Raw genomic sequence first — 22959 nt, 5'->3', positions numbered from 1 at the left:
GAGCATGGCTGCACACGCCGCGAGTGGCTTCCCGGTGTTGCCGGCGATGGTGTTGCTCCCCGTCTTCGGGACCATCCTCATCGTGTGCACGCCGCGGTCGCGGCCCGACCTCCATCGGCTCACGTCGATCCTCACCGCGGTCGCCGTGGCCGCCATCAGCATCTGGGTGCTCGTCGAGTTCCGGGCCGATGATCCGGGGTTCCAGTTCGTGTCCAGCCAGACCTGGATCGAGGCACTCGACATCAAGTTCATCCTCGGGGTCGACGGCATCTCGCTCTTCCTCGTGGTACTGACCGCGGTCCTCTTCCCGATCGCGTTGTTCGCGGCCAAGCCCGACCACGACGAGAAGGGCTACTACCTGTGGATCACCCTGCTCGAGGCAGGGTGCATGGGCGTCTTCCTCGCACTCGACCTGTTCCTTTTCTTCTTGATGTTCGAGCTCACCATCGTCCCCCTCTACTTCCTCATCGGCCGTTGGGGACACGGGCGGCGGGTCTACGCGGCCACGAAGTTCTTCCTGTTCACGATGCTCGGCTCGGCGTTCATGCTCGTGGCCATCGTCGCGCTGGCCGTGCTGGCCAAGGCAGGGGAGACCGGCGGGGTCAGCTTCGATCTGCAGCGGTTGGTCGGCGCCGTCCAGAACGAAGGAGTCGCGCGCGACACGGCCCGGTGGATCTTCCTGGGCTTCGTCGTGGCCTTCGCCATCAAGACCCCGGTGTTCCCGTTCCACACCTGGCTCCCCGATGCCCACACCGAGGCCCCAACGGCGGGCTCGGTCGATCTGGCCGGGGTGTTGCTCAAGCTCGGTACCTACGGCTTCATGCGGTACGGGCTGTACCTGTTCCCCGAAGCATCCGTGTGGTTCGCTCCGGTGATGCTCACGCTGGGGACGATCGGCATCGTGTACGGCGGCATCGTCGCGGCCATGCAGCGCAACCTGAAGCGCCTGGTCGCCTACTCGTCCGTCGCGCACATGGGCTTCGCCATCGTGGGCCTCTTCGCGCTCAACACCGAGGGGCTTCTGGGCAGCGTGATGGTGATGGTCAACCACGGCATCATCACCGGCGCGCTCTTCATCCTGTTGGGTTGGATCTACAAGCGGCGCCACACCTACGAGATCTCGGCTTTCCGGGGTTGGCAGAAGGTCGCACCGTGGTTCGCGGGGGCGTTCAGCTTGACGATGCTGGCCTCCATCGGTCTACCCGGGCTCAACGGGTTCGTGGGCGAGTTTCTCGTCCTGCTCGGGACCTTCGTCGCCCATCGATGGTGGGCCGTGGTCGCCGCGTCCGGCGTGATCTTCGCTGCCCTCTACATGTTGTGGGCCTACCAGCGTGCCTTCCACGGCGAGCCCGACGAGGAGAATCGCTCGTTCCCCGAGATGGTGTTGAGCGAGAAGCTCGTCATCCTCCCCCTCATCGGCCTGATGGTCTTCATCGGCGTCTACCCGAAGCCCATGCTGGAGCGCATCCAGCCGTCGGTGGAGCGACTCATCGCCCACGTGGAGGCCAGCACCGGCGACTTCCGGGAGCCGGTGACCCAGGCCGGCGCGGAGCTCGATCCCGCTCGCATCGAGGAGCGCATGCGTGAGGCGGAGGGGGACCACACGACCGGCGAGGGCACGCCGGTCGGCGTCGGCGAGACGACCGGTGCCGGCTCGGGTCGTGAGGAGGGTGGGCGATGAGCGCGCTGGGCGGGCTGCTCGCGCAGGGAGAAGGGCTGCTCGCTCCTCTGACCGCGGGTGCCGGATCGGCCGCTGGGCCGGCGCCGGGTCCCGTCCCCACGCCCTCGATCGAGTGGTGGGCCATCCTGCCGCTGCTGATCCTCGGTGTGGGTGCGCTCGTCCTGGTCACCGTGACCTCGCTGCTCAAGGGGCGCCTCTTCCGGGGATTCCCAGCGCTCTACACGGTCCTGGTCGCGGTGGCGGCGATGATCGCCGCCCTGCCGGTGTGGGCCCGGGTCCAGGGCTGGTCAGAGCTGGGTTGGATCGAGTTCGAGCACCGCGATGGCGTGGGGGCGTTCAGCACCCTGGGGGGGATGGTCGGGGTCGACGGCTTCGGCATCTTCGTCACCATCGTGATCGCCGCAGCGGTGGTGCTCGCCGCGCTGTTCGCCGACCACTACCTGCGCCGGGAGGAGCTCGAAGGGCCGGAGTTCTACGTGCTGATGCTCCTCTCCGCGTTCGGCGGCGTGATCATGGCCATGGCCAACGACCTGATCGTCCTGTTCCTGGGTCTCGAGACGTTGTCGATCGCGGTGTACGTCATGACCGCCATGCATCTCCGCCGCGCCCAGTCACAGGAGGCCGGCTTCAAGTACTTCGTGTTGGGCGCGTTCTCGTCGGCGTTCTTCCTGTATGGCATCGCGCTGCTGTACGGGGCCACGGGCTCGACGAACTTCATCGAGATCAAGAACTTCCTGGCCGCCAACGTCGTGCTGCGCAACGGGTTGTTGTTGCTCGGCATGGCGATGCTGCTCGTCGGTCTCGCCTTCAAGATCGCGGCGGTTCCGTTCCACACCTGGAGTCCTGACGCGTACGACGGTGCGCCGACCGCCGCGGTGGTCTACATGGCGGCGGCGGTGAAGGCGGCCGCCTTCGCGGGTATCGCCCGGGTGTTCGTGCTCACGCTCTCGACGCAGATCAACGACTGGCGACCGCTCATCTACGGGTTGGCCGTCCTGTCGATGGTCGGCGGTTCGCTGTTCGCGATCGTTCAGAGCAACGTCAAGCGGATGCTCGCCTACTCGTCGATCAACCACGCCGGATTCATCCTGGTGGCGGTATCGGCGGGTACGGCACTCGGCATGCAGGCGGTCCTCTTCTACCTGGCGGCGTACACGTTCATGGTGGCCGGGTCCTTCGGCGTGGCCACCCTGGTGGGGCGTCGGGGTGACGACCGGCACCGGCTCACGGACTACCGGGGCCTGTCCCGCACCAATCCCCTCCTATCGCTGATCTTCACCATCTTCCTGCTGGCACAAGCAGGCGTTCCCTTCACCGCCGGGTTCTTCGCCAAGTTCTCCGCCATCACCGCCGCCGTCGATGCCCGCGAGACGTGGTTGGCCATCGTGGCCATGCTGACCGCGGTCATCGCCGCGTTCCTGTACCTGCGCATCGTGGTGGCGATGTACATGTCCGGCGGCGAGCACGGTGACCAGCACGAGGGAGCGCCGCGGGCGGGGCGGGTGAAGGTCCCCTTCAGCGCTGCGCTCGGCCTGGCCCTCTGCTTCGCCGTCACCATGGCCGCGGGCATCGCGCCTTCCCCGCTCTACGACGCAGCGGGGAAGGCCTCCCTCCAGGTCGTGGAAGAGCCGGCCTCGGGGCAGAGCGTGCCCGTCGCAGGGAGTGCCGGCACCGGCGTGCCTGAGGCTCCCACCGGCCCCTGAGCGAGGGCCCGCGGGGCGAGGACTCGGGTGGTGACGGCCCGAGAGCACGGATTTCCTGCCTTGTTCTCGCGTTCACTAGGCTCGTCGGCCGATGTCTCAGACGTACTCGGACTTCGTGCGCCAGTACCTCACCGTGGCCATCTTCGGCGGGCTCGGCCTCGCCATGGCCGGGTTGATGCTGGGTGTCGGTCGCATCCTGCGGCCGGTTCGTCCGCAGGAGCAGAAGTACATCACCTACGAGAGTGGCGTGGACCCGGTGGGCACCGGCTGGAGCCAGAGCCAGATCCGCTACTACGTGTTCGCCCTGCTCTTCGTGCTGTTTGACGTCGAGGCCGTGTTCATCTTTCCCTGGGCGACACGGCTCGAGACCTACGGCGTGTTCGGGCTGGTGGAGATGGGAGTCTTCATCGTGATCCTCGCGCTCGGGCTCGTCTACGCGTGGCGCAAGAAGGTGTTGCGGTGGGTCTAGTCGAGAGCGGCAAGATGCCGAAGCCGCTGACCAGGCTGCTGAACCTCAGCCGGAAGTACTCCATCTGGGTGTACCAGTGGGGTCTGGCGTGCTGCGCGATCGAGATGGGCGCAGCCTTCGCCTCGCCCCGCTACGACGTCATGCGGCTCGGCGTCATCCCGTTCCCGGCCAGCCCTCGGCAGGCCGATCTCGTGGTCATCGCCGGAACCGTCACCGACAAGATGGCACCGGCGCTGATCCGGTTGTACGAGCAGATGCCCGATCCCAAGTACGTCATCAGCATGGGAAGCTGTGCCAACTGCGGAGGCCCCTACTGGGATTCGTACTCCGTGACCAAGGGCGTCGATCAGCTCATCCCGGTCGATGTCTACGTGCCGGGTTGCCCACCTCGCCCCGAGGCCCTGCTGGAGGGCATCGTCCTCCTCCAGGAGCGCATCCACAACGAGGACATGGCTGAACGCTGGAAGGGTGAGCCCCTTGTCGTCGGCTGACACGGCCACCGACACTGCTGCCGGGGAGGAAGCACCCGAGCGCGACGAGCGTCGCGAGGAGCTGCTCGCGATCCTGGCGAGTGAACTGGGCGACGCCGTCGTGGGCTCGCACATCAGCCCCGGCCAGACACTGTGGGTGCGGGTCGATCGTGACGCGTGGAGGCACACCGCGGAGGTCGCGAAGAACCGCCTCCGCCTCGACTTCTTCGACTTCCTCTCGGCCATCGACTGGTTGCCCTCGCCGTTCGGGCGTGACATGGACAGCCAGGAAGACCTCGCGATCCACGGTGCCGAGCCGAAGGAGCCCAGCCCGATGACCACGGGTTGCGCGGGAGGCGACACCCGGTTCCAGCTCCTTGCTCACCTCTACAGCACCCGGAGCCACCTGGGCGTGGTCTTCAAGGCCGACCTGCCCGATGACGACCTGCGGGTGGCGAGCTGGGTGCCCGTGTACCACGGAGCCGACTGGCACGAGCGGGAGACCTGGGAGATGTTCGGGATCGAGTTCACCGGGCACCCGAACCTTGCCCACATCTACCTCCCCTCGGGGTTCGAGGGGCATCCGCTGCGCAAGGACTTCCCGCTCCTCGCCCGCCGGGTGAAGCCCTGGCCGGGCATCGTCGATGTTGAACCCATGCCGGGTGGCGCCGGCGACGAGGAAGAGGAGGGTGGATGACCGCGCCCACCGATCTCCGAGACGAGCCGTTCCTCGCCGAGCGCGAGAAGTTCGCCTACGTGGCTGCTCGCGCCGCCGACGCCAGGGTCAACCTGGAGCTCGAGACCGAGGGCATGACCCTCAACATCGGCCCGCAGCACCCCGCCACGCACGGGACCCTGCGGATCGTGGCCAAGCTCGACGGGGAGCAGATCATCTCGGCGGAGCCGCTGTGTGGCTACATGCACCGCGGCTACGAGAAGCTCACCGAGGTCCGCTCCTACCCGCAGGTCACGACCCTCATCAACCGGATCGACTGGCTGGGCAGCTTCGCCAACGAGGTGCCGTTCATCCTCGCCGCCGAGCGGTTGATGGGCATCGAGGCGCCGCCGAGGGCGCAGTGGATCCGCACCATCCTCTTTGAGATGTCGCGCATGGCGAACATCGCCCTGTTCCTCGGTGACATCGGGCTCCAGCTCGGCGGGCTGACAGCGGGTTTCTATGCCTTCCGCGATCGTGAATACGTCCTCAACCAGATCGAGGCTGTCACGGGCGGTCGCTTCCACCCCAACTTCGACCGGATCGGCGGGTTGAAGGACGATCTCCCGAAAGGCTGGATCGACGAGACGAAGAAGGCGATGCAGATGATGCGTCGCCTCTGTGACGAGCTTGACGACCTGGTGCTCGGCAACGAGATCTTCCAAGCCCGTTGCCGGGGTATCGGGGTCATCCCTGCGGACGTCGGACTGTCGTACGGGCTCTCGGGGGCCAACATCCGTGCCAGCGGTGTCGATTGGGACCTCCGCCGCGACAGCTGCCCACCGGGCCTGGTGTACGACCAGGTCGACTGGCGGGTCTGGACCCATCCCGATGGGGATTCGTTCGCTCGAACGTGGGTGCGCTTGCAGGAGACCCGGGAGGCGACCCACATCGTGGATCAGCTCCTCGACACGATCCCGAGCGGCCCGATCATGGCCAAGGTGCCGCGCATCATCAAGGTGCCGGAGGGCGAGGCGTACGTCGAGACCGAGAACCCCCTCGGTGCGATGGGCTACTACATCGTCAGCAAGGGTGACCTCGTGCCGTTCCGGGTCAAGATCCGCTCGGCCTCGTTCAACAACGTCTCGATCATCCCTTGGGTCAGCAAGGGCGTCTACGTGCCCGACCTGGTGACCATCCTGGCCAGCCTCTACTTCATCCTGGGAGACATCGACCGGTGATCTCCCTCCTGGCTCAGTTCGACCCGCCGTACTGGCTGGCCACGGTCATCAAGCTGCTCGTGGTCGCCGTCGTGGTGCCGACCACGGCGCTCATCCTCGGCATCGTGTTCCTGTTCAAGGTGATGAGCTGGATGCAGAGCCGGCTCGGCCCACAGGAAGCCGGCCCCCGAGGGTTGCTCCAGCTCCTCGCGGACGGCGTGAAGTTCCTCCAGAAGGAAGACCTCATGCCCAACGGTGCCGACAGCTTCGTCTTCAAGGCGGCACCGGTCGTGGTCCTGATGTCGACTTTCCTCGTCTACGTGACCATCCCGGCGAGCAAGCATCTCGTGGTTGAGGATCTCGACGTGGGGATCTTCTTCGTGCTGGCCGTCTCGTCACTGTCGGTCATCGGCGTGCTGATGGCCGGTTGGGCGTCGGCCAACAAGTACTCGCTCCTCGGCGGGCTGCGCGCCGCCGGCCAGCTCATCGCCTATGAGCTGCCCCTGGTGCTCGCTGTGGTCGGGGTGGTCATCCAGGCCGGCACGCTGAACCTGAACGGCATCGTCGAGGCGCAGAACAACAGCGGGATCTTCGGTTGGGACGGCATCGGGTTCCCCTACATCCTCACGCAGTTCGTGGGCTTCGCGATCTTTCTCGCCGCCGTGCAGGCAGAGCTCACCCAGACCCCCTTCGACATGCCGGTCGCCGAGTCCGAGATCGTCTCCGGCTACCAGGTCGAGTACTCCGGTTTCCGGTTCCTGTTCTTCTTCCTCGCCGAGTTCGCGACGGCCTTCGCGTTCGGGGCGGTGGCGGCGATCCTCTTCCTCGGCGGTTGGGCGGTCCCGTGGCTCGACACGAACAGCGACTGGTACTACGTGCTCGGGCCAGCCGTCCTCTTCGCGAAGATCATGCTGGTCTCGTTCCTCATCTTCTGGTTCCGCTTCACCTACCCGCGCTTCCGCGAGGACCAGCTGCAGACGCTCGCCTGGAAGTTCCTGATCCCGCTGGCCCTCGTGAACATCGTGGTCACGGGTGTGTTCAAGGTGGTGTTCTGATGCCCAAGATCCCCGGTCTCCTCAAGGGTCTCGGCGTCACGTTCGGCGAGATGGTGAAGACGCTCACCGACGGCCCCGTCACTGTGCAGTACCCGCACGAGAAGGAGCAGCCTGCTCCCAGGGCCCGGGGTGTCATCGCCCTGCACGAGGAGAATTGCACGGCGTGCATGCTGTGCGCCCGCGAGTGCCCCGACTGGTGCATCTACATCGAGGCCCACAAGTACCTGGCGCCTCCCCGACGGGAAGGCGGCAAGCCGCGCCAGAAGAACGCGCTCGACCGGTTCGACATCGACTTCTCGCTGTGCATGTTTTGCGGGATCTGTGTGGAGGTCTGCCCGTTCGAGGCGCTGTTCTGGAGCCCCGAGTACGAGTTCAGCGAGCTGCGGATCGCGGACCTGCTGCACGACAAGCAACGCCTCGGCCAATGGATGCAGACCGTCCCCGACTTCGAGCCCTACGAGAGCGGCGCCGAGGTCAAGGTCAAGAAGGTGCCACGCTGATGGGGTCCCAGGGGATGCTCGTCGCCGACCTGCTGGTCGCCCAGAACATCGCGTTCTACGTGATCGCGGTGGGCATGGTCGTCTCGGCGGTCAAGGTGGTGACCGTCAAGAACATGGTGCATGCGGCCCTGTGGCTGGTCCTGGTCCTCGGTGGCATCGCCGCCCAGTTCATCCTCTTGGCAGCGGAGTTCGTCGCTATCACCCAGGTGCTGGTCTACATCGGGGCGATCGTCGTGCTCTTCCTGTTCGGCATCATGCTCACCCGGGCTCCGATGGGCCGCTCGACGCAGCTCGACAATCCTGCACAGGCGCGGGCGGTCGGGGCAGGGATCGCCGTGATGCTGTTCGCCGTCATGGGCTTCGCTCTGTGGGACGGGTTCCAGGACAGGCAGTTCGGGCAGATCCTCGTGCAACGAACCGCTCAGGTCAGTGACTCGATCTTCTCCACGTACCTCCTGCCCTTCGAGGTGGTATCCGTGCTCCTGCTCGCCGCCCTCATCGGCGCCATCGTCCTCGCGAGGCGCGACTGATGCTCGTCAACCAGTTCCTCTTCCTCGGCGCGGTCCTCTTCTGCATCGGCGTGTACGGGGTGCTGGCCCGCCGCAACGCGGTGCTCGTGCTTCTCTCGATCGAGCTCATCTTGAACTCGGTCAACATCAACCTGGTGGCCTTCGGAGCGCTCTGGCACGCCACCGACCCGGCGAACCTGTCCGGTCAGGTGTTCGCGTTGTTCGTGATCGCGATCGCCGCCGCTGAGGTGGGGGTGGGTCTCGCCATCGTGTTGATGATCTACCGCAACCGCCGGAGCATCGACATCGACGAAGTCGATCTCATGAAGGGCTGACCCGAGCATGGATCCAACAGCCGGCTGGTTCCTCGAGAACGCCTGGATCATCCCGGTGATCATGGCGGGCTCCTTCCTGACGATCCTCTTCTTCGGCAAGCGACTGCCAGAACGGGGAACGGCGGCCATCGGCATCACCGCGGTCGCCGCCTGCCTGGTCCTGTCGCTCGGTGTGGCCACGCAGTGGGTCCAGCGGGTCAACGATCCGCCTTCGGTGGAACACGGTTTCGACAGCGGCGAGCACGGCAGCCCCGGAGGCGAGGGCGGCGGCGGTGCGGACGAAGCACCGGGGTCGCCGGCCGAGCAGCCCGCCGGTCCTGCCGCGGAAGGCGAGCACGCTGCCGGTCTCGGGCTGGCAGCGGCGACCGCGGCCGAGGAGGGTGAGCATCACGAGGTGCCGCCGGTCGTCCACCAGATCACCTGGTTCCAGAACGGCGGGGTGGAGTTCAAGGTCGGCACCTTGGTCGACGGTCTCACCGCCATGATGCTCGTAACGGTGACGATCATCTCCCTGTTGGTGCACATCTACTCGCGCGAGTACCTGCACGGCGATGTGCGCTTCACCCACTACTACGCCTTCCTCAGCCTCTTCACCGCGGCGATGCTCTTCTACGTCATGTCGTCGAGCATCCTGCAGATGGTGGTCGGCTGGGAGTTGGTGGGGGTTTGCTCGTTCGTGCTGATCGGGCACTGGTGGGAGGAGAAGAAGAACACCGACGCCGCGCTCAAGGCCTTCCTCACCAACCGAGTGGGCGATGTCGGCCTGCTGCTCGGCGTGGTGGTCACGTTCTTCGCCGCCGGCGGCACCTTCGAGATCCTCGAGATCAACGGCTACGCGCTCTCACCCGCAGCCAACCAGACCCTCCTCCTCGTGGGCGCGCTGCTGCTCTTCGGGGGTGTCACCTCGAAATCCGGCCAGTTCCCGCTCCACACCTGGCTCCCCGACGCCATGGCGGGGCCGACACCGGTCTCGGCGCTCATCCATGCCGCCACCATGGTCGTGGCAGGTGTCTACCTGATCGCCCGGCTCTACGCGGTGTTCTTCGAGGGGCTCAACATCGGGACCAACTCGATCAACTACGTGGCCCTGATCGGCGGGGTCACGATCCTCGTCGGCGCCTCGCTCGCGTTCGTGCAGCACGACATCAAGAAGGTGCTCGCCTACTCGACCATCAGCCAGCTCGGCTACATGGTGTTGGCCCTCGGTGTCGGGGCGTGGACCGCAGGCGTGTTCCACCTGTTCACCCACGCGTTCTTCAAGGCCGGCCTCTTCCTCGGTGCCGGGTCGGTGAGCCACGCCGCGCACCACACGTTCGACATGCGTGAGATGGGCGGTCTCCGCAAGCACATGCCCTCCACCTTCGCCACCTTCGTGATCTGCACCGCGGCGCTCATGGGGATCTTCCCTCTCGCGGGCTTCTGGTCGAAGGACGAGATCCTCGCCGGGGCATCCCAGGGGCAGCAGCAGGCCTACACCCTCATGCTCGTCATGGGCGCGGTCGGGGCGCTGCTCACCGCGGCATACATGACCCGGGCGATCTACCTGACCTTCTTCGGGGAGTACCGGGGGCATGGCACCCCGCACGAGTCGCCTCGCATCATGACCATCCCCCTCTGGGTGCTGTCGGTGGGAGCGATCACCTTCGGGTTCCTCAACTTCCCGAAGATCCTCTCGCTGTCGGAGGGTCTCACCACGCGGTTCGAGCACTTCGTGGAGCCCACGTTCCTGTTCCCCGAGATCGAACACCCAACGTTCAACCCGGTGCTGGCGCTGGTCTCGTCGGTCCTCGCGATCGCAGGCTTCGCCCTCGCGTACCAGTACTACTGGCTGGGCAAGAGCCCTCTCGCCGGGCTGAGTCACCGCGCCGGCTTCCGCCAGGGGTATGTGCTCCTCGAGAACAAGTACTACCTCGACACCCTGTACTCCGACATCGTGGTCGGATCCACGAAGGGCCCGATCGCTCGGGCCTCGTACTGGTTCAACCAGTACGTCATCGACGCGGTGGTCAATGCCGCCGGTCGCATCTCCGTGGCCCTGGCGGGGGTCCTGTACCGCGATGTCGACCAACGGGTCGTCGACGGCATCGTCAACGGCTCGGGGTACGTGTCGGAGAGCTCTGGTCAGGTGCTTCGACGCATCCAGACCGGCAAGGTGCAGCAGTACGCCGCGCTCCTGTTCGCGGCGGCGGCAATCCTGGCAGGTGCATTCGTCCTCGCCGTCTCCCTCTAAACCGTCACCAGAAGCGAGAGAGCAGAGATGAAGGAATTCCTGAACGACTGGGGTCTGAGCCTGGCGGTGTTCCTGCCGCTGGTCGGCGCAGCCATCATGCTGCTGATCCCGCGCCGCGACGAACAGCTCCACAAGCTCGTCGCGCTCCTCACGAGCGGGGCGGTGCTCGTGATGGGCGTGTTGCTCATCGCGAACTTCGACTTCGACAACAGCCGCACGCTGCAGTTCGTGGTCGATCGTGAGTGGATCCCGTTCATCAACAGCCGCTACATCGTCGGGCTCGACGGGATCTCCCTGCCGCTCCTGGCTCTCACGGTCCTGGTGGTGCCGCTGTGCGTCATCTACTCCTGGAACCACATCCCTGAGCCGGGCAACCCGAAGGCCTTCCTGATCCTCATGCTCATCCTGGAGACCGGGATGGTGGGCTCCTTCGTCGCCCAGGACCTCATCCTCTTCTTCGTGTTCTTCGAGGTCGTGCTGCTCCCGATGTACTTCATGATCGGCGTGTGGGGTGGCGAGCAACGGCAGTACGCCTCGATCAAGTTCTTCCTCTACACGCTCTTCGGCTCGGCGCTGATGATCATCAGCTTCCTGGCGTTGTACTTCCTGGGCAGCATCCAGACCTTCGACATGCGACTACTACCGGAGTCGGCCACGGCGATCTCCTCCACCGCCGCCCTGTGGATCTTCGGAGGGATGTTCATCGGCTTCGGTATCAAGGTACCGATGTTCCCGTTCCACACCTGGCTCCCCGATGCCCACACCCAAGCGCCCACCGTCGGCTCCGTGATCCTGGCCGCAGTGCTGCTGAAGCTGGGTACCTACGGATTCGTGCGCATCGCGCTCCCGATCCTCCCCGGAGCCGCTGAGTCCTGGGCGCCCGTCATCGGTGGGCTGGCCGTGGTCGGCATCATCTACGGCGCCCTGTGCTGCCTCGCACAGACCGACATGAAGCGCCTCATCGCCTTCTCATCGGTCGCCCACATGGGTTTCGTCATGCTCGGTATCGCCACCCTGACCGACTTCGGGATCAACGCCGCGATCTTCGGCATGGTGGCGCACGGTCTGATCACGGGGATGCTGTTCTTCGTGGCTGGCTCGACGAAGGATCGGTACCACACCCTCGAGATCAGCCGGCTCGGTGGCCTGCTCAAACAAGCACCGCACATGGGTTGGATCCTCGGCTTCGCGTCCATGGCCTCGCTCGGTCTGCCGGGCCTGGCCGGGTTCTGGGGCGAGTTCCCGGCGATCCTCTCCGCCTACGACCCCGGCGGTTCCGATCCCAACGTCACGTTGTTCCGCGTGTACATGGTCATCGCCGCGATCGGCACGGTGTTCGCCGCCGGGTACCTGCTCTGGCTCTACCAGCGGGTCGCGTTCGGCACCCCCAAGGACGAGTTCGCCCATGACGGCCACATCCGGGACGTCACCCTCTCGGAGTGGCTGGCGTGGACGCCGATGCTGGTACTCATCGTCCTGCTCGGCATCTACCCGAACCTGATCTTCCGGATCACGGACCCTGCCGTCACCAGCACCGTGGCGGCCTTCGGCGGGGGAGGCTGAGCCGCCGTGCTGTCCCAACTCGACGCGCTGACCACCTGGACGTCACCGTCGGTCGACTTCCACGCCTTCGCGCCCGAGATCATCGTGGTGGCGACGATCTCGTTGCTCATCCTCCTCGATCTCTTCGGCGGCGAACGCAACAAGTGGACCCAACCGTCGGTCGCTGGTATCGGGTTGCTGGTCGCTGGCATCCCCATCGTGACGCTCGTCTACGACGGTGTCGACCGCGTCCTGTTCGGTGGCGGCTACGTCGTCGACGACTTCGCGCTGGTCCTCAAGGCACTGTTCGTGATCTCCGGGTACGTGGTGGTGCTGATCTCGACCAACTACATCGCCGAGGGTGACTACTGGGAAGGGGAGTACTACCAGCTGATCCTGTCCTCGGTGCTGGGCATGATGGTCATGGCCTCGGCGCGGGACCTCGTGAGCATCTTCGTGGCCCTCGAATTGCTGTCCATCCCCGCCTACATGCTCGCCGCCTGGCGCAAGCGCGACCTGAGGAGCAACGAGGCGGGGTTGAAGTACTACCTGATGGGGGTGTTCGCCTCCGCCATCCTGCTCTACGGGATGTCGCTGCTCTACGGCCTGACCGGGTCGACCCTGTTGAGCGACATCGGCGAGCATGTTCGCAACCTGCCCGAGGGTCGACCGCTGGTCGCGCTTGCGATCGTCTTCGTGATCGTGGGCTTCGCGTTCAAGGTGTCCGCGGTGCCGTTCCACACCTGGGCGCCGGACACCTACGAGGGTGCCCCGACGCCTGTCACGGCCTTCCTCGCCGTGGCGTCGAAAGCCGCTGGCTTCGTGGCCATCGTGACCCTGGTCTTCGTCGGTTTCCACGATTCCGCCGGGGCGGACGTCTACGAGCCGGTCTTCTTCGTGCTCTCCCTGGTCACGATGACGGTGGGCAACCTGATCGCATTGCGCCAGACCAACGTCGTGCGGCTCATGGCCTACTCCGGCATCGCCCAGGCCGGCTACATCATGGCGCCGCTCGCCGTCGCCGGGGTGAGCCTCCAGGCGGGTGAGACGGCTCTGCAGGCCATCGTCATGTACCTGCTCATCTACGCGGCGATGAACCTCGGAGCCTTCGCGGTCATCATCGCCGTGGCGCGCAAGACCCGATCCGCGGAGCTCGAGTCCTACGGCGGGCTCTTCCAGTACGCCCCGGGCTTGGCAGTCGCCATGACGATCTTCCTGTTCTCTCTCGCCGGCATCCCGCCGCTCGCCGGCTGGTTCGGCAAGTTCGTGATCTTCCGGGCGTTGGTCGAGCCGGGCACCACCCCTGGTTACGTGTTGGCGGTCGCCGTGGGCGTGAACTCGGTCATCGCCCTCTTCTACTACGCCCGCATCGCTCGGCAGATGTGGATGGAAGACGCTCCGCTGGGTGATCGCTCCCCGATCCGGGTTCCGGTGTCGTTGAACGCCGCGCTGGCAATCACGGTCGTGGTCACGGTCGTGTTGGGGGTCGCGCCGTATCTCGTCACCCGGCTCACCGAGAACGTCACGCTGCTCGGGATCGGCACCTGACGTAGCGATGGACAGGATGCCCGCATCCTCGCCGGTCGAGCGCGAGGTGCGGGCGCGGATCGACCGTTACGGCCCGCTCCCGTTCGACGACGTGATCGAGCTGGCCCTCTACGACCCTGATCACGGCTTCTACACCAGTGGTGGCCTGGCCGGGCGGCGCGGGGACTTCATCACCAGCCCGGAGGTCGGGCCGCTGTTCGGCGCGGTGGTGGCCGAAGCACTCGACCGGTGGTGGGAGGAGCTCGGTCGCCCCGATCCCTTCGTGGTGGTGGATGCCGGTGCCGGGGTGGGGACCCTGGCGATCGCCGTCCGGGCTGCGTCGCCCCGATGCGGGGCATCGCTGACCTACGTTCTCGTGGAGCGGTCGGCGGCGTTGCGCGCCCGCCACGGTGATCATCTCGAGCTCACCGTGCCGCAGCTCGCCTTGCCGCCCGCCGGACGGGCGGCCGTCGGAGCGTGCGGCGAGGGACGATTCGAACCGGTGTTCATCTCTCTGGCCGAGCTGCCGGCCGTGGGCATCGAAGGGGTGGTGATCGCCAACGAGCTGCTCGACAATCTCCCGTTCAAGCTCCTCGAACGAGGCCGGGACCGTTGGGCAGAGGTCCGGGTAGGGGTCGACCCACAGGGACGGTTGGTCGAGGTGCTGATCCCGGCGGAGCCCCGGCTGGCGCGCCTCGGCGAGCGGTTTGCACCAGAGGCGCCCGTCGGGGCGCGCATCCCGCTGCAGCTCGCGGCGTCGAGGTGGTTGCGTGAGGCCCTCACGCTCGTGGAGCGAGGCCGAGTGGTAGTGCTCGACTACGCCTCGGACACCCCGTCGCTCGCTCGCCGCTCCCAGGACTCGTGGCTCCGGACCTTCCGGGGCCACCAGCGAGGTGGGCCACCGCTGGAACGACTCGGGTCGCAGGACGTGACCTGCGAGGTGGCGGTCGACCAGCTCGCCCAGGTGCATCCACCGGAGGTCGTTCGTGACCAGGCTGCCTTCCTCCGAGCCCACGACATCGATGAGTTGGTCGAGGAGGGTCGCCGGACGTGGCACCAGCGCGCTCACATCGGTGACCTGGCGGCGTTGCGAGCACGCAGTCGGGTGCGGGAGGCTGAGGCCCTCCTCGACCCCACGGGCTTGGGGGGCTTCCAGGTCTTGGAGTGGAAGCGCCCGCCGTGATCGCACGGCACCTACCTGCTGCTGCCCACGATCAGGACGGCAGCCGGCCAAAGGGCTCCGGCGGCGATTCGTCTCCGTCACGGAGGATGCCGAGATCCAGCTCGATGAGATCGTCGGAGTTGCCGTCGGTCCCGTCGCCGGTGGGCACACCCGGCGACGGGACCGACGACAAGGCATCGTCCACGACCCTGCTCGCCGCTCGGGCGGCGACACCGTCGACGACGATGCAGTTCTTACCGGCACGTTTGGCGCGATAGAGGGCAGAGTCTGCCACGGAGAGCATCTCTTCGAAGGTCTGGCCCGCGGAGTGATCCGTGAGACCCCAGCTCGTGGTGAACGGGACAGTCGACGACCGATCGAGGTCCTCGGCGATCGCCGCCTGCACCCGATTGATGGCTTGGACGGCCTCGGTGATGGAGGTGCCGGGCAGCAGCACCACGAACTCCTCTCCTCCGTAGCGCGCCGCGATGTCATCCGGGCGGAGGTGGCGTCGCAGGCTGGTCGCGAACTGGCGCAGTGCCCGGTCGCCCGCCTCGTGACCATGGGTGTCGTTGAGCTCCTTGAAGTCGTCGAGGTCGGCCATGCCGATGCTGAAGGGCGTCCCGTCCAGGAGCAGGGCACGGGCACGGGCCTCGAGGCTTCGACGGTTGAGCAATCCGGTCAACCCGTCGGTGTTGGCCTGGAGCTCGGTCATCGCCATCACCTGGAGATGTCCGAGGCGCGCACCGGTCTCCGCAGCGAGGACGGTCAGGCGATCTAGCTGTGTCTGCGTGGGCAGCTCGTTGTCGGGCCCGATCGCGTGGAGCACGCCCATCGCCTGCCCGTCGAAGGTGACCGGGATGCACACCGCCGAGCAGGGTGCCTGCGAGTGCTCGGGCAACTTGGGGCAGACGTTGAGCATGCGGCTGCTCTCGTAGACCATCCGTTGCGTGTTGCGCAGCGCGGCGCAACTCTTGGGCGAATCGACCGGGCACTGCGGGGCACCGCATCGGGGATGGGTGCTGGCTCGCCGCAGGTGGGCCTGGCTGGCATCCGCGAGCAAGAGCTCCACCTTGTTGTTGGGCACCACGGCCACGAAGGCCCGCTCGACCGCGGCGAGCACCTCGGCCCGAGTGTCGGTCACCTCCAACGCCTTGGCGAGGTCGTTCCTGAAGCTCTGGCGCTCGTTGTTCTCGCGATGGATCCGCTCCGCTTCCTCGAGCTGGGAGGTCTCCAGGTGAATGGAGCGGGCCATCGGCCGGAAGAGCGCCAGCACGACGGCGACCACAACACCGACGCCTGCGATCATCAAGAGCCGGCTCTGGCTGCGCCGATGGTCGATGATGTCTTCCGTCTGGGCCACGTACAGTCGGACCGCCCTGTCGAGCTCGGTGGCGGTGGGCGCGGTCGACTCCTGGAGCAGGTCGATCTGCCGTCCTCGCTCGGTCGCCGCCTCCGCGGTGGGTGCAGCGTTGTCGGCGACGAACTGCCCTGCGTTGGCGATGGTCTGGACCCGCTGATCGAGGCGGGTGTCGGTGCCGAAGTACAGCTCTGCGAGCGCGGCGCTCGGTGGCGCGGCGGGAAGCCCCGGAGCGGCCTCACCGGTCGACAGCGCGCGCTCCACGATCCGGAGAGCATCGACCTCTTGCTCCAGTTCGCTCACCAGCAGCTTGATGTTGGAGGAGGACGTACCGGTCCTCATGTCCTCGAAGGCCTGCACGTCGAGTCGGGTGGCGAGGTCCAGGATGCGGTAGAGACGGGCAGGTTGACCCGCGGCGGCCTCGAGCTGCTGCGAGTTCGTCTCGAGGTGGTCGAGCGCCCGGTCCTCGCCGACCTTGGCGGCGATGCCGATGGCGACGAAGGCGGCGATCGCGATGAGGTAGCGGTAGGTGAAGCGGCGGCTGAGGGGTGTAGCGCGTCGGCGACCCCCTGGCTGCCGCCGAGAGAGCGCCCGCATCGCATCTCCTTGTTCGATCGCGGTCCTCTATCCATCGGCACGAGGCGGGGACCGGGTGAATAGTCCGAGCGGATCATGGCCGTCTGGGCCGGAAAACCGGGCTCGTGGGCCATCCAACCTGTGTCGGGTGCTGCGTCGGCGACGGGGTCGACATGCGGGTAGGTGTGAGCCTGCTGGCCCTCCGCTCGACCGCCCGCTGGGCGGCTCGATCCCCGACCGGACACTAGGCTCGATTCCGTCGTTGTCGTGGAGCAGAGACGGGGGGCCTTGCCGATGGGCGAGCCGACGATCGAGGACTACCTGCGCGAGAACCGCACGTTCCCACCGCCACCCGAGTTCGTCGCCAGGGCCGTCGTCGCGGACGACTCGATCTACGCCGAAGCCGAGGCCGACTTCGAGGCGTTCTGGGCTCGCCGGGCACGTGAGACGCTCACCTGGTACGACGACTTCCACACCGTCCTCGAGTGGGACCTGCCGTTCGCCAAGTGGTTCGTCGGCGGAACCCTCAACGTCTCCTACAACTGCCTCGACCGCCATGTGGAGGCGGGGCGTGGGGGCAAGGTCGCCTACTACTGGGAAGGGGAGCCGGGTGACACCCGGACGATCACCTACGCCGAGCTGCTGGAGGAGGTCTGCCGGTTCGCGAACGTGCTGAAGTCGCTCGGTGTCCAACAAGGTGATCGTGTCGCCATCTACATGCCGATGATCCCGGAGCTTCCCGTGGCGATGCTCGCCTGCACGCGCATCGGCGCGGCGCACTCGGTCATCTTCGGCGGCTTCTCACCGGATTCGATCATCGACCGGGTCAACGACGCCGAAGCCAAGCTCATCGTCACCGCGGATGGTGGGTTCCGCCGCGGGACGGTCTCGGCGCTCAAGCCGAACGTCGACGCCGCGATCGCCAGCACGCCGTCCGTCGAGCACGTGGTCGTCGTGCGTCGCACCGAGAACGATGTCTCGATGGTCGAGGGCCGTGACCACTGGTACCACGATCTCATGGCCGAGGCATCTGCGGATTGCCCGCCGGTGAAGATGGACTCGGAGGCCCTCCTCTACCTCCTCTACACCTCGGGCACCACCGCCAAGCCCAAGGGGATCATGCACACCACCGGTGGGTACCTGGCCCAGGTGGCCTACACCCACAAGGTGGTGTTCGATCTGCATCCCGACGACGACGTCTACTGGTGCGCGGCGGACATCGGCTGGGTGACGGGACACAGCTACATCGTCTACGGGCCCCTGACCAACGGCGCCACGTCGGTCATCTACGAGGGCACCCCTGACACACCAGGACGCGATCGCTTGTGGGCGATCGTCGAGAAGTACGGCGTGACCCAGCTGTACACGGCGCCGACGGCCATCCGGATGTTCATGAAGTGGGGCCACGAGGAGCCCGAGAAGCACGACCTTTCGAGCCTCCGCCTCCTCGGCACGGTGGGTGAGCCCATCAATCCCGAGGCCTGGATGTGGTACTACCGCTACATCGGGGGTGAACGCTGCCCGATCGTCGACACCTGGTGGCAGACCGAGACGGGGGCGCACATGATCACGCCGCTGCCGGGAGTCACCACGCTCAAGCCCGGCTCCGCCACCTTCGCCTTCCCCGGCATCGGCGTGGAGGTCGTGGACGATCATGGCCGGCCGGTGGAGCGGGGGGGCGGCTACCTCACGCTCACGCGGCCGTGGCCGGCGATGTTGCGGGGCATCTGGGGTGACCCCGACCGGTACCGGGAGACCTACTGGTCCCGGTTCCCGGGCCGGTACTTCGCGGGCGACGGCTGCAAGATCGACGACGACGGCTACCTGTGGTTGCTCGGCCGCGTCGACGACGTCATGAACGTCTCGGGGCACCGGGTCTCCACCACCGAGGTCGAATCCGCGCTCGTCGACCATGAAGCGGTCGCGGAGGCGGCGGTCGTGGGGGCGTCGGATCCCACGACGGGCCAGGCGATCATCGGTTACGTCATCTTGAAGCAGCGGTTCGAACCCACCCCCGAGCTCGTGGAGGAGATCCGCCAGCACGTGGCGGTGAAGATCGGGCCCACCGCTCGTCCTCGCACCGTGGTGGTGGTCCCCGACCTCCCCAAGACCCGCTCGGGCAAGATCATGCGCCGCCTGCTGCGCGATGTGGCGGAAGGACGCCAGCTCGGCGACACCACGACGCTGGCGGACGCGTCGGTGGTCGAGGAGATCCGCCAGCGTGCGCTCGAGGCACCACAGGAGGACTGACCTCGCCGGTGGCGACCTTCCGTGAGCCCGACAACTGGAGGTGGCGCACTGGGCCGGTCGAGCCGGCGCCCGCGGTGGTGTTCGACCTCGACGGGGTGCTCTCCGACGCCGCTGGCCGCCAACACTTCCTGGAGTGGCCCTACCGGGACTGGGAGTCCTTCTTCGAGGCCTGCGGTGACGACCCGCTCATCGACGAGGTGGCGCGGTTGCTCGACGTCATCGAGGACTCCTACCGGATCGTGCTCCTGACGGCGCGACCGATCCGGGTTCAGCCGAACACGCTGGCGTGGTTGAGCCGCTACGAGCTGCGCTGGGACCTGCTCGTGATGCGGGACTTCGGCGACTATGGCGCGTCTCGCGACTTCAAGCGGCGCAGCGTCGGGGAGCTGCGACGGTACGGGTTCGACCTCCGGCTCGCGTTCGAGGACGATCGGCGCAACGTCCACATGTTCCACCAGGAAGGCGTCCCTTGCATCTACATCCACTCTGGTTACTACGACTGAGGAGTGGGATGCGGCTCGGCGCTAGTCGCGGAAGTTCTCGAACTGCAGCGGGATGCCGAGGTCGGCCTCGCGCAGGGAGGCGATCACGCTCTGAAGGTCATCCCGCTTCTTGCCGGTGACCCGGATCTGGTCCCCCTGGGTCTGGGACTGGAGGCCCTTCAGGCCCAGGTTCTTGATGAACGTGTTGATCTGCTTGGCCTTGTCAGACGAGATGCCGGCAGTGAGGGTGGCGACCTGCCGGACCGTTCCCCCCGCCGCGTCCTCCACCTTGCCGTAGGACAGCGCCTTCAGGGAGACCTTGCGCTTGACCAGCTTCTCCTCCAGCACCTGGCGCAGCGCGTTCAGCCGGTCCTCGGTGATGGACCTCATGACGATCTCCAGCCCGTTGAGCTCGATGGAGGAGTCGGTGCCCTTGAAGTCGAAGCGGGTGCCCACTTCCCGTGCGGCCTGGTCGACGGCGTTGCGGACCTCCTGCGCGTCGACCTGGGAAACGACATCGAAGCTCGGCATGCCCGAAACGCTAGCCAACCCTGCTCGTCCACCCGAACCGGCCTCCGGACCGGGAGCGTGCCGATGACGTGTCGGAGACGCTGAAGTGGGCCGGGGTGGATTCGAACCACCGTAGGCAGAGCCGACGGGTTTACAGCCCGTTCCCTTTGGCCGCTCGGGCACCGACCCAGGACGTCCGACGATACCGCCTCCCACCTTCGCCGCGGAATTCCGGACCGGGGAACCGGCGGACCGGCTGGTTACAGGAGCCGCTGCATGACCACCACGTCGAGCCAACGACCGAACTTCCGGCCCACCTCGCGCTCGGTCCCGACGACCTCGAACCCCACCGACCGGTGAAGCGCGATGGACGCTTCGTGGCCGCCGACGATGCGGGCCATGATCGTGTGGAAGCCGTGCTGCGTGGCCAGCTTCACCAACTCCTCGAGGAGCATCCGCCCCACCCCCCGGCCACGGGCCTGGGTCGCCACGTAGACGGAGTCCTCCACCGTGGTGCTGTAGGCTGGTCGGTCACGGTAGGGCGAGAGGGACGCGAACCCGACCACCTCCCCGTCGTCGGCGGCCACGAGCACGGCGTGCGCGCCCGAACGGGCTTCGAGCCACTCGAGCTGCTCGTCGAGCGTACGGGGCACGAGATCGAACGTGACCGTCGAGGAGGTCACCTCGTGGTTGTAGATGCGGCGGATGGCCTCGGCGTCGGCGGGTTCGGCGAGGCGGATCTCCACCTCTCAGACGCTACCGGCGGCGACACTCAGGCCGCGACATGCTTCGACGACCTCGGCTCGTCACCACCGGCGGGCTGCTCGCTGCCTCTCGGCTCGATGATCGACAGCCCCCCGGTCATCGCCTCGAGGCGGGCCCAACTCGCGACGTGCTCGTCCTCGGTGAGGAAGATCACCTGCTGATGGCGCGATGCCTTCATGAGCAGCTCCAGGAGCTCACCCTTCACGGAGTCCTCGACCTGCGGGAACGGCTCGTCGAGGAAGAGCGGGTAGCTCTCACCCCCGCCGAGCGTCCGGAGATGGTTGAGCCGGTGTAGCAGGGCATGGGCCAGATCGGCCGCGGTCTCCTCCTCGGGGGAGAGACGAACCGCCATCGGGTTGCGTACCTCGACCGTGCTCCGCAGCCGGTTCGCGGCCTCGCGGATCTCGGCGCGGTGATCGAGTGCCCAGTCGACGGGGATGTCGCCTGCCAGCAGCTGCCATTCGGTCAGCGCAGACCGGTGGTACTCGGCGGCCCGCATCAGCTGGCGTCGCTGGTGATCGTCGGCCAAGAGGCCGTTCACCTTGTTGATCTGGAAGGTCAGGTAAGACTGCGCCCCTGCCGCGTCGAGCGCTTCCTGCTCATGGCGGCGGGCAGCTTCCATGCGCCGCCAGTACACCGCCGAGTACACCGTCATCGCCAGGGCGATGGCCAGCGCGGGGGCTGCTCCGGCCAGCCCGAAGATGCCGCCGAGGGGCACGATCGCGACCGCGGCGTTGGCTCCCACGAGCAGGGAGATCCGCCGCACCCGGTCGTGTGCCTCCTCCGCCTCCTCGAACGCGGCATGGCGGCGTTCGATCTCCTGGATGATCGGTGCGTCCTCGGGGTCCGAGCCGATCGCGGCCGCCGCTTCTGCCACCTCCTGATCCCGTTCGGTCACCTTGCGGGCGACGTCCCAGAGGCGACCCTGGTCGACGTGAGCCAGCGTCAGGATGTTCTGCTCGAACTGTGAGCGGGTGGTGAGATCGTTCTCGGTCAGGCGCAGCAGCTTCTTGGCCGAACGTCCGCTCAATCCCGAGCGGGCGAGCAGGTCGACCTGACCGTCCTCGGCGCGGAAGGAGTCCGTCACGTCGATGCCCCTCGCGAGGCTGATGACCCGGGCCGGGCCGTCGACCGGGCGCAGCAACCCGTACCGGGTGCCGGAGTCGGCCCGCAGTTCGAGGTGGACTCCCGCCCGGCCGCTCCCGAGGGCCCCGAGCATCTCGCCCACCAGGCCACGGCGCTCGGCCGGCCCCACGCCGGCGATGACCGTGAAGGACGGGTGGAGGTCCAGGGAGAACGTGTCGTCCCCGGCCTCGATGGTCAGCCGTTCGATGTGCACCTTCTCTGGATCGACGCACCCCGCCGAGGACTTGAGTCAAAAGGCTCAAGGGTCTGGGTCATCCGGACCGGGTCCGGCACCCCAGAGCGGGCACGGGTGGCTCCTCGGCGAGGCAGCGGGCCGGGCGGGCAGGGGCCGGGGTGGGACAGACCGAGCTCGGCCGGGGTTCCGGGTTGGGTCTCGGCGGTCTCCCGTGGCAAGATGGCCCGCCCGTTGCCGGTGCCCCTGCGCCTCGTGCCAGGGCTCCGGTGGCGACTCGCCCCCTTAGCTCAGTCGGCAGAGCGTTTCCATGGTAAGGAAAAGGTCGTCAGTTCGATTCTGACAGGGGGCTCGCTGGCTGGTCGCTCGGTCCTGGTCGCGGACCGTCCGGCGCCGACCAGTGGCGGCGTAGCTCAGCAGGTGAGAGCACTCGGCTCATAATCGAGGGGTCGTCGGTTCGAGTCCGACCGCCGCCACCGACCTCATCCGACAACGACGTTCAGGAGAGCACCATCATGGCACGAGAGAAGTTCGAGCGGACGAAGCCGCATGCGAACGTGGGCACGATGGGTCATATTGATCATGGGAAGACGACGTTGACGGCGGCGATCACGAAGGTGTTGTCGGAGGCGCATCCGGA

The 22959-nt window shown here is 66.8% G+C and carries 21 protein-coding genes and 3 tRNA genes; 19 read left to right on the top strand and 5 right to left on the bottom strand.

The annotated features are described in order from the left end of the window. Positions 1–4 precede the first annotated feature (4 nt). The 14 genes from HZF19_RS12015 (at position 5) to HZF19_RS11950 (ending at position 15079) form a co-directional block, all read left to right on the top strand. On the top strand, positions 5–1681 hold the full coding sequence (locus HZF19_RS12015; protein WP_208029027.1) for a complex I subunit 4 family protein: 1677 nt from the start codon (positions 5–7) through the stop codon (positions 1679–1681). Further along, entirely contained in the window at positions 1678–3384 is a 1707-nt protein-coding gene (locus HZF19_RS12010) for an NADH-quinone oxidoreductase subunit N (protein ID WP_208029026.1), read from the top strand. Before HZF19_RS12015 ends, HZF19_RS12010 begins: the two co-directional genes overlap by 4 nt. Before the next feature lie 91 nt (positions 3385–3475). Then, positions 3476–3853, top strand: a complete 378-nt coding sequence (locus HZF19_RS12005) for an NADH-quinone oxidoreductase subunit A (protein ID WP_208029025.1) — start codon at positions 3476–3478, stop codon at positions 3851–3853. A 14-nt stretch (positions 3854–3867) separates the two neighbouring features. Continuing rightward, positions 3868–4344 carry an NADH-quinone oxidoreductase subunit B gene (locus tag HZF19_RS12000; protein ID WP_208029096.1) on the top strand — a complete coding sequence of 159 codons (477 nt, stop codon included), beginning with the start codon at positions 3868–3870 and terminating at the stop codon, positions 4342–4344. Continuing rightward, positions 4331–5020: an NADH-quinone oxidoreductase subunit C gene (locus tag HZF19_RS11995; RefSeq protein ID WP_208029024.1), complete on the top strand. Its 690-nt coding sequence runs from the start codon at positions 4331–4333 to the stop codon at positions 5018–5020. Before HZF19_RS12000 ends, HZF19_RS11995 begins: the two co-directional genes overlap by 14 nt. Positions 5021–5133: 113 nt before the next feature. After that, complete coding sequence (locus tag HZF19_RS11990) at positions 5134–6219, top strand: NADH-quinone oxidoreductase subunit D (protein ID WP_372443461.1); 1086 nt, start codon at positions 5134–5136, stop codon at positions 6217–6219. Then, positions 6216–7253: an NADH-quinone oxidoreductase subunit NuoH gene (gene nuoH / locus HZF19_RS11985; protein ID WP_208029022.1), complete on the top strand. Its 1038-nt coding sequence runs from the start codon at positions 6216–6218 to the stop codon at positions 7251–7253. The genes HZF19_RS11990 and nuoH overlap by 4 nt, the downstream gene beginning before the upstream one ends. Further along, complete coding sequence (locus HZF19_RS11980) at positions 7253–7753, top strand: NuoI/complex I 23 kDa subunit family protein (protein ID WP_208029021.1); 501 nt, start codon at positions 7253–7255, stop codon at positions 7751–7753. Before nuoH ends, HZF19_RS11980 begins: the two co-directional genes overlap by 1 nt. Beyond that, positions 7753–8283 (top strand): NADH-quinone oxidoreductase subunit J family protein, encoded by a 531-nt coding sequence (locus tag HZF19_RS11975; protein WP_208029020.1) that lies wholly within the window; start codon positions 7753–7755, stop codon positions 8281–8283. Before HZF19_RS11980 ends, HZF19_RS11975 begins: the two co-directional genes overlap by 1 nt. Beyond that, on the top strand, positions 8283–8597 hold the full coding sequence (nuoK, locus tag HZF19_RS11970; RefSeq protein ID WP_208029019.1) for an NADH-quinone oxidoreductase subunit NuoK: 315 nt from the start codon (positions 8283–8285) through the stop codon (positions 8595–8597). The genes HZF19_RS11975 and nuoK overlap by 1 nt, the downstream gene beginning before the upstream one ends. Before the next feature lie 7 nt (positions 8598–8604). Then, entirely contained in the window at positions 8605–10827 is a 2223-nt protein-coding gene (gene nuoL, locus HZF19_RS11965) for an NADH-quinone oxidoreductase subunit L (RefSeq protein WP_208029018.1), read from the top strand. 27 nt (positions 10828–10854) lie between these two features. Continuing rightward, entirely contained in the window at positions 10855–12390 is a 1536-nt protein-coding gene (locus HZF19_RS11960) for a complex I subunit 4 family protein (RefSeq protein ID WP_208029017.1), read from the top strand. Between the two features lie 6 nt (positions 12391–12396). Then, the gene (locus HZF19_RS11955) at positions 12397–13917 is read left to right on the top strand and encodes an NADH-quinone oxidoreductase subunit N (RefSeq protein ID WP_208029016.1); all 1521 of its coding nucleotides are present in this window, start codon (positions 12397–12399) and stop codon (positions 13915–13917) included. A 16-nt stretch (positions 13918–13933) separates the two neighbouring features. Next, entirely contained in the window at positions 13934–15079 is a 1146-nt protein-coding gene (locus HZF19_RS11950; protein WP_208029015.1) for an SAM-dependent methyltransferase, read from the top strand. A gap of 31 nt (positions 15080–15110) precedes the next feature. On the opposite strand, the gene HZF19_RS11945 is transcribed toward HZF19_RS11950, so the two are convergent. Continuing rightward, positions 15111–17015, bottom strand: coding sequence for a sensor domain-containing diguanylate cyclase (locus HZF19_RS11945; RefSeq protein WP_208029014.1), 1905 nt, complete (start codon positions 17013–17015; stop codon positions 15111–15113). A gap of 273 nt (positions 17016–17288) precedes the next feature. On the opposite strand from HZF19_RS11945, the gene acs reads away from it, so the two are divergent. Together acs and HZF19_RS11935 are read left to right on the top strand one after the other, a co-directional pair. Continuing rightward, positions 17289–19244 (top strand): acetate--CoA ligase, encoded by a 1956-nt coding sequence (gene acs, locus HZF19_RS11940; protein ID WP_208029095.1) that lies wholly within the window; start codon positions 17289–17291, stop codon positions 19242–19244. An 8-nt stretch (positions 19245–19252) separates the two neighbouring features. Then, positions 19253–19747 carry a phosphatase domain-containing protein gene (locus HZF19_RS11935; protein ID WP_208029013.1) on the top strand — a complete coding sequence of 165 codons (495 nt, stop codon included), beginning with the start codon at positions 19253–19255 and terminating at the stop codon, positions 19745–19747. A 21-nt stretch (positions 19748–19768) separates the two neighbouring features. Here the strand turns inward: HZF19_RS11935 and HZF19_RS11930 are convergent, their stop codons facing one another. The 4 genes from HZF19_RS11930 to HZF19_RS11915 all read right to left on the bottom strand — a co-directional run bounded on the left by HZF19_RS11930 (position 19769) and on the right by HZF19_RS11915 (position 22340). Next, the gene (locus tag HZF19_RS11930) at positions 19769–20257 is read right to left on the bottom strand and encodes a YajQ family cyclic di-GMP-binding protein (RefSeq protein ID WP_208029012.1); all 489 of its coding nucleotides are present in this window, start codon (positions 20255–20257) and stop codon (positions 19769–19771) included. Between the two features lie 86 nt (positions 20258–20343). Further along, a tRNA-Tyr gene (locus HZF19_RS11925) sits at positions 20344–20425 on the bottom strand. 71 nt (positions 20426–20496) lie between these two features. Then, positions 20497–20982 (bottom strand): GNAT family N-acetyltransferase, encoded by a 486-nt coding sequence (locus tag HZF19_RS11920; protein WP_208029011.1) that lies wholly within the window; start codon positions 20980–20982, stop codon positions 20497–20499. 26 nt (positions 20983–21008) lie between these two features. Next, positions 21009–22340 (bottom strand): hypothetical protein, encoded by a 1332-nt coding sequence (locus HZF19_RS11915; protein ID WP_208029010.1) that lies wholly within the window; start codon positions 22338–22340, stop codon positions 21009–21011. 258 nt (positions 22341–22598) lie between these two features. Between HZF19_RS11915 and HZF19_RS11910 the strand changes: the two genes are divergently transcribed. From HZF19_RS11910 to HZF19_RS11900, 3 genes are all read left to right on the top strand, one after another. Then, positions 22599–22671, top strand: a tRNA-Thr gene (locus HZF19_RS11910). Between the two features lie 50 nt (positions 22672–22721). Further along, positions 22722–22795: transfer RNA gene (locus tag HZF19_RS11905), tRNA-Met, on the top strand. A gap of 39 nt (positions 22796–22834) precedes the next feature. Continuing rightward, positions 22835–22959: GTP-binding protein (locus HZF19_RS11900; RefSeq protein ID WP_235979950.1), on the top strand; the 125-nt coding region annotated here is incomplete at its 3' end.

It is taken from the genome of Rhabdothermincola sediminis (genome assembly GCF_014805525.1).
Lineage (GTDB): Bacteria > Actinomycetota > Acidimicrobiia > Acidimicrobiales > Acidimicrobilacustridaceae > Rhabdothermincola > Rhabdothermincola sediminis.
Note: the sequence above shows the minus strand (reverse complement) of the source record. Positions and strands in the feature narration are given on the sequence as shown.

What these genes read in the sequence shown, in the direction of transcription:
- HZF19_RS11980 (WP_208029021.1), top strand. Translation starts at nt 7,253, where the DNA reads ATGCCCAAGATCCCCGGTCTCCTCAAGGGTCTCGGCGTCACGTTCGGC.
- HZF19_RS12000 (WP_208029096.1), top strand. Translation starts at nt 3,868, where the DNA reads ATGCCGAAGCCGCTGACCAGGCTGCTGAACCTCAGCCGGAAGTACTCC.
- HZF19_RS11945 (WP_208029014.1), bottom strand. Translation starts at nt 17,015, where the DNA reads ATGCGGGCGCTCTCTCGGCGGCAGCCAGGGGGTCGCCGACGCGCTACA.
- HZF19_RS12010 (WP_208029026.1), top strand. Translation starts at nt 1,678, where the DNA reads ATGAGCGCGCTGGGCGGGCTGCTCGCGCAGGGAGAAGGGCTGCTCGCT.
- HZF19_RS11990 (WP_372443461.1), top strand. Translation starts at nt 5,134, where the DNA reads ATGACCCTCAACATCGGCCCGCAGCACCCCGCCACGCACGGGACCCTG.
- HZF19_RS11950 (WP_208029015.1), top strand. Translation starts at nt 13,934, where the DNA reads ATGCCCGCATCCTCGCCGGTCGAGCGCGAGGTGCGGGCGCGGATCGAC.
- nuoK (WP_208029019.1), top strand. Translation starts at nt 8,283, where the DNA reads ATGCTCGTCAACCAGTTCCTCTTCCTCGGCGCGGTCCTCTTCTGCATC.
- HZF19_RS11960 (WP_208029017.1), top strand. Translation starts at nt 10,855, where the DNA reads ATGAAGGAATTCCTGAACGACTGGGGTCTGAGCCTGGCGGTGTTCCTG.
- HZF19_RS12005 (WP_208029025.1), top strand. Translation starts at nt 3,476, where the DNA reads ATGTCTCAGACGTACTCGGACTTCGTGCGCCAGTACCTCACCGTGGCC.
- HZF19_RS12015 (WP_208029027.1), top strand. Translation starts at nt 5, where the DNA reads ATGGCTGCACACGCCGCGAGTGGCTTCCCGGTGTTGCCGGCGATGGTG.
- nuoL (WP_208029018.1), top strand. Translation starts at nt 8,605, where the DNA reads ATGGATCCAACAGCCGGCTGGTTCCTCGAGAACGCCTGGATCATCCCG.
- acs (WP_208029095.1), top strand. Translation starts at nt 17,289, where the DNA reads ATGGGCGAGCCGACGATCGAGGACTACCTGCGCGAGAACCGCACGTTC.
- HZF19_RS11975 (WP_208029020.1), top strand. Translation starts at nt 7,753, where the DNA reads ATGGGGTCCCAGGGGATGCTCGTCGCCGACCTGCTGGTCGCCCAGAAC.
- HZF19_RS11930 (WP_208029012.1), bottom strand. Translation starts at nt 20,257, where the DNA reads ATGCCGAGCTTCGATGTCGTTTCCCAGGTCGACGCGCAGGAGGTCCGC.